This window comes from Streptomyces sp. G7(2002) (genome assembly GCF_028870195.1).
In the GTDB taxonomy this organism is placed as follows: Bacteria; Actinomycetota; Actinomycetes; order Streptomycetales; family Streptomycetaceae; genus Streptomyces; species Streptomyces nigrescens.
The window spans coordinates 6,544,400-6,558,004 of record NZ_CP102609.1; the positions used below are offsets into that span (position 1 = coordinate 6,544,400).

Below are 13,605 nucleotides of genomic sequence, written 5' to 3' on the forward strand. Positions count from 1 at the left end.
GGCCCGCCCGCCGGGCCGCCGCGGATTTCTAAGAAAGCGCTCATGACCCGCTGTGCAACCCTTCCCGTCGACCTCCCGTCTGACATGGAGCAAAAGGCCGTGGCAGCACACAGCACGGCGGCGGCGAGGGGCAGCCGAGCGAACCGAGGACTGAGGAGCAGATGGCGGACAGCAGCGGGACCGCGAAGACGGCCGAAAGCCGTGCCCGCGGCATACGTGCCACGGGCCGCCGGCGCAAGGGCCCGACCAGGCGCCGCCGAGCAGTGACCATCACCCTGTGCACGCTGACCAGCGCCGTACTGCTGGGTGGGGCCGGACTCGGCTACGTCTACTTCAAGCTCAACGGCAATCTGAAGGGCGTCGACATCAACGCCGCCCTCGGACACGACCGCCCGAAGAACATCGACGACGGCTCGATGAACATCCTCGTGATGGGGTCCGACTCCCGCGCCGGCAAGAACGGTGAGTACGGCAAGGACGAGGGCGGCGCGCGTTCCGACACGGCGATGATCGTGCACGTCTACAAGGGCCACAAGAAGGCCAGCGTGGTCAGCGTCCCCCGGGACACCATGATCAAGCGCCCCGACTGCACCAAGGACGGCAAGGACGTCCCCGGCGCGCAGCGGGCGATGTTCAACACGGCGTTCGAGGTCGGCGGGCCGGCCTGCGCGGTCAAGACCGTCGAGTCGATCAGCGACGTCCGTATGGACCACTTCGTCGAGGTCGACTTCACCGGCTTCAAGAAGCTCATCGACGCGCTGGGCGGGGTCGACATCACCACCAGCAAGGCGATCGACGACGACCACAGCCATCTGCATCTGCAGCCCGGCAAGCACACCCTCAACGGCGAGCAGTCGCTCGGCCTCGTCCGGACCCGGCACGGCGTGCCCGGCGGCGACGGCAGCGACCTGGGCCGCATCCAGTTGCAGCAGGCGTTCATCAAGGCCCTGATGAACCAGGTCAAGAACGTCGGGGTGCTCACCAACCCCACCAAGCTCTACGACATCGCCGATACGGCCACCAAGGCCATCACCACCGACACCGAGCTCAACTCGGTCAGTGAACTCACCGGCCTGGCCAAGAGCCTGGGCAACATCGGGTCGGAGAACATCGACATGGTGACGCTGCCGGTGACGTACGACCCGGCCAACCCGGACCGTGTGGTGCCACTGACGAAGAAGAGCGATCAGGTCTGGGACGCGCTGCGGGTGGACAAGGAAATCCCCAAGTCCGCGATCAAGGGCTCGGCCGGTGACCAGGGCGGCACGGACAAGTACGTGAAGTAGCCGGAAGGCGGGGTTCCGGGGCCCGGCCGCCCCGGAACGGGCCGGGGGAATACTTGCGGACCTACCCCGGTTTTGGGAGATACGGCTAGTCCTGGCAGACTGGACCGTCGGCCCCGGTTCACGTGACGCAACCCGCGACACGACCCGGTGCACTCCCGAACCTAGGAGAATCCCTTGAAGCGCGACATCCACCCGGAGTACGTCGAGACCCAGGTCAGCTGCACCTGTGGCGCGTCCTTCACCACCCGTAGCACGGTCGCCAGCGGTTCCGTCCGCGCGGACATCTGCTCCGAGTGCCACCCGTTCTACACGGGCAAGCAGAAGATCATGGACACGGGCGGCCGCGTGGCCCGCTTCGAGGCCCGCTTCGGCAAGGGCGCTGCAGCCGCCAAGAAGTAGCGACCCTCAAGGCGCCGGTCTCCGGTCGCCCCTGCTCAGGGGTGACCGGACCGGCGTTTTGTCGTCCTGGCCCTTGGCTCCCGTACGGGGGGCCCGGGGCCCGCGGCGCAGCACCCGACGGGCCGGCGCCCCGGTACCCGTCACCCCAGCAGCCAGCAGAGGAACTCCACGATGTTCGAGGCGGTCGAAGAACTGATCGGCGAGCACGCCGATCTCGAGAAGCGGCTGGCCGACCCCGCGGTCCACGCCGACCAGCGTGAGGCCATGCGGCTCAACAAGCGCTATGCCGAGCTGACCCCGATCATCGCGACGTACCGCGACTGGAAGCAGACCGGCGAGGACATGGAGACCGCGCGCGAATTCGCCGCGGACGACCCGGACTTCGCCGACGAGGTCAAGGAGCTCGACGCGCAGCGCGAGGAGCTCACCGAGAAGCTGCGGCTGCTGCTCGTCCCGCGTGACCCCAGCGACGACAAGGACGTCATCCTCGAGGTCAAGGCCGGTGAGGGCGGCGAGGAGTCCGCGCTGTTCGCCGGCGACCTGCTGCGGATGTATCTGCGCTACGCCGAGCGGGCCGGCTGGAAGACCGAGATCCTGGAGGCCAACGAGTCCGACCTCGGCGGCTACAAGGACGTCCAGGTCGCCGTGAAGACCAAGGGCGGGGGCGGCGCCACCGAGCCCGGACAGGGCGTCTGGGCGCGGCTGAAGTACGAAGGCGGGGTGCACCGCGTCCAGCGGGTGCCCGCCACCGAGTCGCAGGGCCGGATCCACACCTCAGCGGCCGGTGTGCTGGTCACGCCCGAGGCCGAGGAGGTCGAGGTCGAGATCGGCCCCAACGACCTGCGGATCGACGTCTACCGCTCCTCCGGGCCCGGCGGCCAGTCGGTCAACACCACCGACTCCGCGGTGCGCATCACGCATCTGCCCACCGGCATCGTCGTCTCCTGCCAGAACGAGAAGAGCCAGCTCCAGAACAAGGAGCAGGCGCTGCGCATCCTGCGCTCCCGGCTGCTGGCCGCCGCCCAGGAAGAGGCCGAGCGGGAGGCGTCGGACGCCCGGCGCAGCCAGGTCCGCACGGTAGACCGTTCGGAGCGCATCCGTACGTACAACTTCCCGGAAAACCGGATCTCGGACCACCGGGTCGGTTTCAAGGCGTACAACTTGGACCAGGTGCTCGACGGCGAGCTCGACCCGGTCATCCAGGCGTGTGTCGACGCCGACTCGGCCGCCAAGCTCGCCGCCGCCCAGTAAGCCCGCACGACCCTGTACGCACCGGCTGGAGACAGCAATCCCCCCGGGGGACCCCCGGCCGATCGACGGCGAACCGCACCATGAAGACGCAGCGCACTAGGAGGAAGGCCCCGTGAACCTTCTGCTCGCCGAGGTGGCCCAGGCCACCCAGCGGCTGGCCGACGCCGGTGTGCCCTCGCCGCGCTTCGACGCCGAGGAACTCGCCTCGTTCGTGCACGGCGTCAAACGGGGTGAGCTGCACCACGTCAAGGACGCGGACTTCGACGCCCGCTACTGGGAGGCCGTCGCCCGCCGCGAGGCCCGGGAGCCGCTCCAGCACATCACCGGCCGGGCGTTCTTCCGCTACCTCGAACTCTCCGTGGGGCCAGGGGTGTTCGTCCCCCGCCCGGAGACCGAGTCGGTGGTCGGCTGGGCGATAGACGCCGTACGGGCCATGGACGTCGTCGAGCCGCTGATCGTCGACCTGTGCACCGGCTCCGGGGCGATCGCGCTCGCCCTGGCGCAGGAGGTGCCCCGCTCGCGGGTGCACGCCGTGGAGCTGTCCGAAGAGGCCCTGGACTACGCCCGCAAGAACGTCGAGGGGTCCCGCGTCGTTCTCCATCACGGCAATGCGCTGACCGCGCTTCCCGAACTGGACGGGCAGGTCGACCTGGTCGTCTCCAACCCGCCGTACATCCCGCTGACCGAGTGGGAGTACGTCGCACCCGAGGCCCGCGACCACGACCCCGAGCTCGCGCTGTTCTCGGGCCAGGACGGCCTGGACACCATCCGGGGCATCGAGCGGACCGCGCACCGCCTGCTGCGGCCCGGAGGTGTGGTCGTCATCGAGCATGCCGACACCCAGGGCGGGCAGGTGCCGTGGATCTTCACCGAGGAGCGGGGCTGGGCCGATGCGGCCGATCACCCGGACCTCAACAACAGGCCCCGTTTCGCCACCGCGCGCCGGGCGACGCCATGACGTGGCCCGCTTCGGCGCCTGATGCAGCCGATGCATCCGAAGTATTCGTTTCGCACGAGGAGGTCCCGTAATGGCACGGCGATACGACTGCAGCGACGCGACCGACCGCACCACCGGTCTGCGCGAGGCCGCCTCGGCCGTCCGCCGCGGTGAGCTGGTCGTGCTGCCGACCGACACCGTCTACGGCATCGGCGCGGACGCCTTCAGCGCCGAGGCCGTCGGCGACCTGCTGGAGGCCAAGGGCCGCGGCCGCGGTATGCCCTCCCCGGTCCTCGTCGGGTCCCCCAACACCCTGCACGGCCTGGTCACCGACTTCTCCGAGCAGGCCTGGGAGCTGGTCGACGCCTTCTGGCCCGGCGCGCTCACCCTCGTCGCCAAGCACCAGCCGTCGCTGACCTGGGACCTGGGCGAGACCCGTGGCACGGTCGCCGTGCGGATGCCGCTGCACCCGGTCGCGATCGAGCTGCTCACCGACTTCGGTCCGATGGCCGTCTCCAGCGCCAACCTCACCGGCCACCCGTCCCCGCAGGACTGCGACGCCGCACAGGAAATGCTGGGTGACTCGGTCTCCGTCTACCTGGACGGCGGCCCGACGCCCGCCGCCGTACCGTCCTCGATCGTCGATGTCACCGGCAGGACCCCGGTCCTGCTGCGCGAGGGCGCGATCAGCGCGGAAGAACTGCGCAAGGTGGTACCCGAGCTCGAGGTGGCCAATTGATGGCGCCCCTGGGGCGTGGCATAGCGGGACCAGGCGACGACACCTCGGTACCCCATTCCTCCCCTTTTCGGATTCTCCACGTCAGCACCGGCAACGTCTGCCGCTCGCCGATCACCGAGCGGCTGCACCGCCATGCCCTGGAACTGCGGCTCGGTGAGGCCCGCAGCGGCGGGCTGCTCGTGGAGAGCGCCGGAACCTGGGGCCACGAGGGCGCCCCGATGGAGACGCACGCCGCCACGGTGCTCACCGACTACGGCGCCGACCCGGCCGGCTTCCTCGGCCGTGAGCTGCTCGACGAGCACGTCATCCGCGCCGACCTGGTGCTCACCGCCACCCGCGACCACCGCGCCCAGGTCATCTCGATGGGCCACTCGGCGGGTCTGCGCACCTTCACGCTGAAGGAGTTCAACCGGCTGGTGCGGGCCATAGACCCCGCCACGCTGCCCGAGCCCGATCCGGACCTGCCGGACGGCGGGCTGGTCGAGCGCGCCCGTGCGCTGGTCGGCGCCGCCGCGGCGCTGCGCGGCTGGCTGCTGGCCCCCAACCCGGAGTCCGACGAGGTCTACGACCCCTACGGCGCCCCCATCACCTTCTTCCGCTCCATCGGCGACGAGATCAACCAGGCGCTCGACCCGGTCGTCACCGCACTCACGGGGCTCCCGGCGCGGGCCTAGGGCGGGCCCGCGTCCGTTCGGGGCGTCCGGGCCCCGGACGGGGCATCCGGGCCCCCGTGCGGCCCGCACACCGCGCCCGATCGCCCTGCCGCGCCTACATTGGGACTACGTCCCCGTACGAGGCCCGGAGCAAGCGATGCCTGCCACCACCGCGTCACCCCGTAGCGAGACCCCGGACACCCGTTCCCAGGCCACCGGACCGGCTCCCGGCGCCGACCCGGCCGGGACGACCATCGAGGAGCGGGCGCGGGCCGCCGCCCGAGACGCCGGCAGCCGGCCGGCCGGCGCCCCGGACTTCGCCGCCCTGCTGCGCCAGGACCCGGAGATCGCCGGCGTACTGCTCGGGGAGAGCGCCCGGCAGAGCGACGGACTGCAGCTGATCGCCGCGGAGAACTTCACCTCACCTGCTGTCCTCGCCGCCCTCGGGTCCCCTCTGGGCAACAAATACGCCGAGGGCTATCCGGGTGCCCGGCACCACGGCGGCTGCGAGATCGTCGACCTCGCCGAGCGGATCGCGGTGGAGCGCGCCAAGGCCCTTTTCGGCGCCGAACACGCCAACGTCCAGGCCCACTCCGGGTCTTCGGCCGTACTGGCCGCCTACGCCGCCCTGCTGCGCCCCGGAGACACCGTCCTGGCCATGTCCCTCCCGCACGGCGGACACCTCACCCACGGATCGCCCGCCAACTTCTCCGGCCGCTGGTTCGACTTCGTCGGCTACGGCGTCGACGAGGAGACCGGCCTCCTCGACTACGACGCGATCCGCGACCTGGCCCGCGCCCGCCGCCCCAAGGCCATCGTCTGCGGCTCGATCTCCTACCCCCGCCACCTCGACTACGCCGCCTTCCGTGACATCGCCGACGAGACCGGCGCCTACCTGATCGCGGATGTCGCCCACCCCCTGGGGCTGATCGCCGGAGGAGCGGCGCCCAGCCCCGTCCCGTACGCCCATGTGGTGTGCGGAACCACACACAAGGTGCTGCGCGGACCGCGCGGCGGGCTGATCCTGTGCGGCACGAAGCTGGCCGAGCGGATCGACCGCGCGGTGTTCCCCTTCACCCAAGGGGGCGCGCAGATGAACGCCGTCGCCGCCAAGGCCGTGGCCTTCGCGGAGGCCGCCACGCCCGCCTTCGGCGCGTACGCCCATCAGGTCACCGCCAACGCCCGCGCGCTCGCCGAGGCGCTCGCCGGACACGGTCTGACGATCACCACCGGCGGTACCGACACCCATCTGATCACCGCCGATACCGCCCCGCTCGGCCTGGACGCCCGCACCGCCCGGGGCCGCCTGGCCGCCGCCGGTATCGTGCTGGACACCTGCGCGCTGCCGTGTGCCGAGCACCCGGTGCCCTGCCGGACCGGTCTGCGCCTGGGCACCGCCGCGGTGACCACCCAGGGCATGGGCGAGGCCGAGATGAAGTCGGTCGCCGAGCTGATCGTGGCGGCGCTGGAGGAGGACGGCGCGGTCCGCTCCCGGACCGTCGCTTTGGTCCACGGCTTTCCGCCTTATCCCGATCACGGATGACGGCGGGAACCATCCGCTGACGCCAGGCGTCTTTTCCTGTATTCACGGCCAGGGGGCTGACCCGCATAGGGTGTGGGGCTGTGATGGCCAGCTATACCAATGGGGCAGCCCGTGCGTGAATACCTGCTGACGCTGTGCGTCACGGCCGCGGTGACCTACCTGCTGACCGGCCCGGTGCGGAAGTTCGCGATCGCGGCCGGGGCGATGCCGGAGATCCGCGCGCGTGATGTGCACCGCGAGCCGACGCCACGGCTCGGCGGCATCGCGATGTTCGGCGGGCTGTGCGCCGGCCTTCTGGTCGCCTCGCATCTGACCAACCTCAAGAGCGTCTTCGAGAACTCCAACGAGCCACGGGCGCTGCTCTCCGGCGCCGCGCTGATCTGGATCCTCGGCGTCCTGGACGACAAGTGGGGCGTGGACGCGCTGGTCAAGCTCGGCGGCCAGATGATCGCCGCGGGTGTGATGGTCCTTCAGGGCCTGACGATTCTCTGGATCCCCATCCCCGGTGTCGGCACGGTCTCCCTCACTCCGATGCAGGGCACCCTGCTGACCGTCGCCCTCGTCGTGATCACCATCAACGCGGTCAACTTCGTGGACGGCCTGGACGGTCTCGCCTCCGGCATGGTGTGCATCGCGGCCGCGGCGTTCTTCATGTACGCGTACCGGATGTGGTTCGGCTACGGCATCGAGGCGGCCGCGCCCGCAACGCTGTTCTCGGTCGTTCTGATGGGCATGTGCCTCGGCTTCCTGCCGCACAACATGCATCCGGCGCGGATCTTCATGGGCGACTCGGGCTCGATGCTGATCGGCCTGGTCATGGCCGCGGGCGCGGTCTCGGTGACCGGCCAGGTCGACCCGGACCTGCTGAACCTGAAGGCGGGCGGTCTGCGTGAGGCGACCCACGCGATGGTGCCGGTCTACATCCCGCTGCTGCTGCCGCTGACGGTCATCGCGGTGCCGGTCGCCGACCTGATCCTGGCGATCGTGCGCCGTACGTGGAAGGGCCAGTCGCCGTTCGCCGCCGACCGCGGCCATCTGCACCACCGGCTGCTGGAGATCGGGCACTCGCACAGCCGGGCCGTGCTGATCATGTACTTCTGGTCGGCGCTGATCGCCTTCGGCGCGGTCGCCTACTCCGCGAACAACGCCAGCATGTGGATCGTGCTGGGCATCGTGCTGCTGAGCGCGGTGGGTCTGGTGCTGCTTCTGCTGCCGCGCTTCACACCGCGGGCACCGCTCTGGGCGGAGTGGATGGTTCCGCCGCGGTACCGCCGGGTCGCCCCCGCGGCGGCGACGGCCGCGACGGCCCCGGCGACGGACGACGAGAGCGCCGTCGAGCCGGAGGAGGAGCGGGAGCCGGTCCCCGCGGGCATCCACGGTGCCACCGCGATCGGGGACCGCTCACGCTTCGTGGGTCGCCGGAAGGCGGACAGTCACCGCTGATCCAGGGGTTCGCTCGCCCGAACGTGCATCAGGAATCGGGGCGGTTGACTCCATATCAGACATAAAGGCGCCCGTCAGTGCACCAACGCGCACGTTCACGCTCAGGTGTGACAGGGTCCACACGAACCAGGTAAAGACCTCATCAAATAGTTTGTGATACCGTTCACGAAACCCGGCGACAGAGCCGAAGGGCCGTAGTGCGACTGTCCTTGGGCCGCAGGTTCCGCCTCAGGCCGGGTCTACGCTCGTCCATGACGACACACACCCCACATCTTTTGCCGGAGCGCCGCCATGCAGTCGAATGACGCCCGACTACTCCTTCACGCCGTTGTGCCCACCCTCGCCATCGGCGCTGTCGCCGTTGCCGTGAGCGGTGCGGTCGCGGGCGTGACGGGAGCGCTCGGCGCCGTCGTCGGCACCGTGCTGGTGCTGCTCGTCATGGGGGCCGGCCTGGTCGTCCTGCAGAAGACCGCGAAGAACCACCCGCAGCTGTTCCAGATGATGGGGCTGCTGCTGTACACGGTGCAGATCCTGTTCGTGGCGGTCTTCCTGATCGTGTTCAAGGACACCACGTTCTTCGACACCAAGGCATTTGCGTTCACCCTGCTCGGCGCCACTCTCGTGTGGATCGCGGCACAGACCCGCGGCCACATGAAGGCGAAGATCCTGTACGTGGAACCCGACTCCGCCGAGATGAAGAAGGCGGAGACGGCGGGGTCGCCGACGTGACACGTAGGGCCGAGATAAACGCCCACTTGCGGGCCTGCTATCGTCCGGTTCCAACTGCGGCACAGTTGGCGCAGGCGGCTGAGCTCCCGAGTTCCACTCGATGGAACGGGCGGTTTCCGCGGCCGATGCCTGTGATGTGGCCGGGCCCAGCGCCCGCCAGCCGCCCCCTAATCCGTAAGACCAGTCCAGTGCCGCTCCGTGGCTCAACGCCGCGCCGACACAACGAGGTTGCCGTACCCATGCGCCACGCTGAAGGAGCTCGCGGTGAGTGCTGAAACGATGCTCGCCTTCGAGACCGACTGCCACATCTTTTCCGGGTGCGGCTTCCCTGCTCCCGGGCTTCATTCGTTCGTCTTCAAGCCGCTGTTCACCATCAACGGCTTCGAGTTCAACAAGATCATGCTGCTGGCGCTGCTCAGCACCGTCGTGGTCGTGTGGTTCTTCTGGGCGGCGTTCGGCAAGGCCAAGGTGGTCCCGGGCAAGCTGCAGATGATCGGCGAAGCGGGCTATGACTTCGTGCGCCGAGGGATCGTCTATGACGCCCTCGGGAAGAAGGAGGGCGAGAAGTACGTCCCCTTCATCGTCTCGCTGTTCTTCTTCGTCTGGATCATGAACATCTGGTCGATCATTCCGGTCGCCCAGTTCCCGGTGACGTCGGTCATCGCCTTCCCGGCCGGTCTGGCCGCCATCGTCTACATCACGTGGGTCACCCTGACCTTCAAGAGGCACGGCTTCGTCGGTGCGCTGAAGAACTTCAGCGGCTACGACAAGTCGCTCGGCGCGGTCCTGCCGATGCTGATCGTCATCGAGCTCCTCTCGAACCTGATCATCCGGCCCTTCACTCACGCGGTCCGGCTCTTCGCGAACATGTTCGCCGGCCACCTGCTGCTGCTGATGTTCACGATCGGCACCTGGTACCTGCTGAACGGCATCGGCGTCGTCTACGCCGGCGCCTCGTTCATCATGACCATCCTGCTGACCGCGTTCGAGCTGTTCATCCAGGCCGTCCAGGCGTACGTCTTCGTGCTCCTGACCGCGAACTACCTCCAGGGCGCGCTCGCCGAGAACCACTGAGCCCCCGCTTTCCCCGCCCCTATAGACGCCCGGTGGCCAACCCCCACCGGTCCGTGAAAGAGAAGGAAGTAACGGCATGTCCGCTGCTCTCGAGACTGTCAACCTCGCCGCCGGCGTCACCGGCAACCTCGGTTCGATCGGTTACGGCCTCGCCGCGATCGGCCCCGGCGTCGGCGTCGGCATCATCTTCGGTAACGGCACCCAGGCCCTGGCCCGTCAGCCCGAGGCCGCCGGCCTGATCCGCACCAACCAGATCATGGGTTTCGCCTTCTGTGAGGCGCTCGCCCTGATCGGCATCGTCATGGGCTTCCTCTTCAAGGCCTGACGGACTGCTGCAATCACCGACGGAAGGCATTGATGTGAACGCCCTGGGCTTCAACATGGCGGCGGAGGTTCCTCAGAACCCCCTGATCCCGCCGATTCCAGAGCTGGTCATCGGCCTGATCGCTTTCTTCATCGTCTTCGGCATCCTGGCCAAGAAGCTCCTCCCGAACATCAACAAGGTTCTGGAAGAGCGCCGGCAGCTCATCGAAGGCCGCATGGAGGAAGCCGAGGCGAATCAGGCCGAGGCTCAGCAGGTGCTCGCGGACTACCGGGCACAGCTGGCTGACGCCCGCCACGAGGCCGCGCGACTGCGCCAGGAGGCGCAGGAGCAGGGCGCGACGCTCATCGCTGAGATGCGCGCCGAGGGCCAGCGGCAGCGTGAGGAGATCATCGCTGCCGGTCACGCCCAGATCGAGGCGGACCGGAAGCAGGCCGCGCAGGCACTGCGCCAGGACGTGGGCAAGCTCGCCGTCGACCTGGCCGGCAAGCTCGTCGGGGAGTCCCTCGAGGACCACGCCCGGCAGAGCCGGACCATCGACCGCTTCCTCGACGACGTCGAGGCCAAGGCGGCGTCGGACGCGACGAAGGCTGAGGCCGGACGATGAACGGAGCGAGCCGCGAGGCACTCGCCTCCGCACGCGAGCAGTTCAACGCGCTGACGGACGACACCTCCGTCGACGCCGCGAAGCTCGCCGAGGAGCTGGCTGCCGTCACCGCTCTGCTCGACCGCGAGGTGTCGCTGCGTCGGGTCCTGACCGACCCGGCGCAGGCCGCCGAGGCGCGTGCCGAACTGGCCGGACGACTGCTGGGCACCCAGGTGGGCGGCCCGACCGTCGACCTGGTGTCCGGCATGGTCCGCGCCCGCTGGTCGCGTTCGCGCGACCTGACGGACGCGCTCGAGGAGCTGGCCTACAGCGCCGACCTGGTCGCCGCGCAGCGGACCGGCCAGCTCGACGACGTCGAGGACGAGCTCTTCCGGTTCGGCCGGATCGTCGGCTCCAACAGCGAGCTGCGCGGTGCGCTGACCGACCGGAACGCGACGGTAGCGGCCAAGACGGAGCTGCTGCATGCGCTGCTGGGCGGCCGGGCCAACCCGGTCACCGAGCGCATCGTGATCCGTCTTGTCGCACAGCCGCGGGGCCGTAGCCTGGAAGCGGGGCTCGACGCCCTCTCCAAGCTGGCGGCGAGCCGCCGGGACCGGATGGTCGCGGTGGTCACCTCCGCGGTGCCCCTCAGCGAAGGGCAGCGGCAGCGCCTGGGCGCTTCCCTGGCGCAGCTGTACGGACGGCAGGTCCACCTGAACCTCGACGTGGACCCCGAGGTCCTCGGCGGAGTCCAGGTCCGGATCGGCGACGAGGTCATCAACGGGACCATCGCGGAGCGCCTCGACGAGGCGGCCCGGCGGATGGCCGGCTGACCCAGCCACACCAACTCAAGAGCTGCACAACCGGCGGTCAGGCGCCGGACCCGCCGGCCGGACCACGAGGTCCGGCTGAGGTCCGGAAGAAGCCCCGGGGACCAGCACAAGCATGACGGCGGCCCGAGTTGGGCCGTAAGCGGAACCCCCCCGGGGGACAGCCCCCCGGACACCCGCAAGTAACTTCGGGCCCAACAAGGAGAGCAGGGAACCCAGATGGCGGAGCTCACGATCCGGCCGGAGGAGATCCGGGACGCGCTGGAGAACTTCGTCCAGGCGTACAAGCCGGACGCGGCCTCGCGCGAGGAGGTCGGCACGGTAAGCGAGGCCGGAGACGGCATCGCGAAGGTCGAGGGCCTTCCCTCGGCGATGGCGAACGAGCTGCTGAAGTTCGAGGACGGCACGCTCGGTCTTGCGCTGAACCTGGAAGAGCGCGAGATCGGTGCGGTGGTCCTCGGTGAGTTCAGCGGCATCGAGGAGGGCCAGCCGGTGCAGCGCACCGGTGAGGTGCTCTCGGTCGCCGTGGGCGAGGGCTACCTCGGCCGCGTCGTCGACCCGCTGGGCAACCCGATCGACGGCCTCGGCGAGATCGAGTCCGAGGACCGCCGCGCCCTGGAGCTGCAGGCCCCGGGCGTCATGGTCCGTAAGTCGGTCCACGAGCCCATGGAGACCGGCTACAAGGCTGTCGACTCCATGGTGCCGATCGGCCGTGGCCAGCGTCAGCTGATCATTGGTGACCGCCAGACCGGCAAGACCGCCCTGGCCGTCGACACGATCATCAACCAGCGCGACAACTGGCGCACCGGCGACCCGAAGAAGCAGGTCCGCTGCATCTACGTCGCCATCGGCCAGAAGGGCTCCACCATCGCGTCCGTGCGCGGTGCGCTGGAGGAGGCCGGCGCCCTGGAGTACACCACCATCGTCGCCGCCCCGGCGTCCGACCCGGCGGGCTTCAAGTACCTGGCGCCCTACACCGGCTCGGCCATCGGCCAGCACTGGATGTACCAGGGCAAGCACGTCCTGATCATCTTCGATGACCTTTCGAAGCAGGCCGACGCCTACCGCGCCGTGTCCCTGCTCCTGCGCCGTCCGCCGGGCCGTGAGGCCTACCCGGGCGACGTCTTCTACCTGCACTCGCGTCTGCTGGAGCGCTGCGCCAAGCTCTCCGACGAGATGGGCGCCGGCTCGATGACCGGCCTCCCGATCGTCGAGACCAAGGCGAACGACGTGTCGGCGTTCATTCCGACCAACGTCATCTCCATCACCGACGGCCAGTGCTTCCTGGAGTCGGACCTCTTCAACGCGAACCAGCGTCCCGCGCTGAACGTGGGTATCTCCGTCTCCCGTGTCGGTGGCTCGGCCCAGCACAAGGCCATGCGCCAGGTCTCCGGCCGTCTGCGTGTGGACCTCGCCCAGTACCGCGAGCTGGAGGCGTTCGCCGCCTTCGGTTCCGACCTGGACGCGGCCTCCAAGCAGCAGCTGGAGCGCGGTAAGCGGATGACCGAGCTGCTCAAGCAGCCTCAGTACTCGCCGTACGCGACCGAGGACCAGGTCGTCTCCATCTGGGCCGGCACCAACGGCAAGATGGACGACGTGCCGGTCGAGGACATCCGCCGCTTCGAGCGGGAGCTCCTCGACCACCTGCACCGGGAGAAGAAGGACCTCCTGACCAGCATCCGCGAGGGCGCCAAGATGTCCGACGACACCATCGGCGCGATCGCCGAGGCCGTCGAAGGCTTCAAGCGGCAGTTCGAGACCTCGGACGGCAAGCTGCTCGGCGAGGACGCCCCGGCCGGCACCAGCAAGTGAC

General features: G+C 69.3%; 14 protein-coding genes. All 14 read left to right on the top strand.

Features of this window, described 5'->3' with window-relative positions:
• The first annotated feature begins 161 nt into the window (after positions 1-161).
• On the top strand, positions 162-1,286 hold the full coding sequence (locus tag NUT86_RS27975) for an LCP family protein (protein WP_109892599.1): 1,125 nt from the start codon (positions 162-164) through the stop codon (positions 1,284-1,286).
• Between the two features lie 174 nt (positions 1,287-1,460).
• Complete coding sequence (gene rpmE / locus NUT86_RS27980) at positions 1,461-1,685, top strand: 50S ribosomal protein L31 (RefSeq protein WP_018087398.1); 225 nt, start codon at positions 1,461-1,463, stop codon at positions 1,683-1,685.
• A 171-nt stretch (positions 1,686-1,856) separates the two neighbouring features.
• The gene (gene prfA, locus NUT86_RS27985; protein WP_018087397.1) at positions 1,857-2,936 is read left to right on the top strand and encodes a peptide chain release factor 1; all 1,080 of its coding nucleotides are present in this window, start codon (positions 1,857-1,859) and stop codon (positions 2,934-2,936) included.
• Between the two features lie 112 nt (positions 2,937-3,048).
• Positions 3,049-3,894, top strand: coding sequence for a peptide chain release factor N(5)-glutamine methyltransferase (gene prmC / locus NUT86_RS27990; RefSeq protein WP_018087396.1), 846 nt, complete (start codon positions 3,049-3,051; stop codon positions 3,892-3,894).
• 70 nt (positions 3,895-3,964) lie between these two features.
• Positions 3,965-4,612, top strand: a complete 648-nt coding sequence (locus tag NUT86_RS27995) for an L-threonylcarbamoyladenylate synthase (protein ID WP_018087395.1) — start codon at positions 3,965-3,967, stop codon at positions 4,610-4,612.
• Positions 4,609-5,286 carry an arsenate reductase/protein-tyrosine-phosphatase family protein gene (locus tag NUT86_RS28000; RefSeq protein WP_026169243.1) on the top strand — a complete coding sequence of 226 codons (678 nt, stop codon included), beginning with the start codon at positions 4,609-4,611 and terminating at the stop codon, positions 5,284-5,286. Before NUT86_RS27995 ends, NUT86_RS28000 begins: the two co-directional genes overlap by 4 nt.
• A 136-nt stretch (positions 5,287-5,422) precedes the next feature.
• Complete coding sequence (locus NUT86_RS28005; RefSeq protein ID WP_274738169.1) at positions 5,423-6,808, top strand: serine hydroxymethyltransferase; 1,386 nt, start codon at positions 5,423-5,425, stop codon at positions 6,806-6,808.
• Between the two features lie 99 nt (positions 6,809-6,907).
• Positions 6,908-8,251, top strand: a complete 1,344-nt coding sequence (locus NUT86_RS28010; RefSeq protein ID WP_266450315.1) for an MraY family glycosyltransferase — start codon at positions 6,908-6,910, stop codon at positions 8,249-8,251.
• A 291-nt stretch (positions 8,252-8,542) separates the two neighbouring features.
• Complete coding sequence (locus NUT86_RS28015) at positions 8,543-8,980, top strand: hypothetical protein (RefSeq protein ID WP_159486157.1); 438 nt, start codon at positions 8,543-8,545, stop codon at positions 8,978-8,980.
• A gap of 279 nt (positions 8,981-9,259) precedes the next feature.
• Entirely contained in the window at positions 9,260-10,054 is a 795-nt protein-coding gene (gene atpB, locus NUT86_RS28020; RefSeq protein ID WP_018087390.1) for a F0F1 ATP synthase subunit A, read from the top strand.
• Between the two features lie 76 nt (positions 10,055-10,130).
• Complete coding sequence (gene atpE, locus NUT86_RS28025) at positions 10,131-10,379, top strand: ATP synthase F0 subunit C (protein ID WP_018087389.1); 249 nt, start codon at positions 10,131-10,133, stop codon at positions 10,377-10,379.
• A gap of 34 nt (positions 10,380-10,413) precedes the next feature.
• Positions 10,414-10,983 carry a F0F1 ATP synthase subunit B gene (locus NUT86_RS28030; RefSeq protein WP_018087388.1) on the top strand — a complete coding sequence of 190 codons (570 nt, stop codon included), beginning with the start codon at positions 10,414-10,416 and terminating at the stop codon, positions 10,981-10,983.
• Entirely contained in the window at positions 10,980-11,795 is an 816-nt protein-coding gene (locus NUT86_RS28035; RefSeq protein WP_018087387.1) for a F0F1 ATP synthase subunit delta, read from the top strand. The genes NUT86_RS28030 and NUT86_RS28035 overlap by 4 nt, the downstream gene beginning before the upstream one ends.
• A gap of 216 nt (positions 11,796-12,011) precedes the next feature.
• Positions 12,012-13,604: a F0F1 ATP synthase subunit alpha gene (atpA, locus tag NUT86_RS28040; RefSeq protein ID WP_018087386.1), complete on the top strand. Its 1,593-nt coding sequence runs from the start codon at positions 12,012-12,014 to the stop codon at positions 13,602-13,604.
• The last annotated feature ends 1 nt before the right edge of the window (position 13,605 follow it).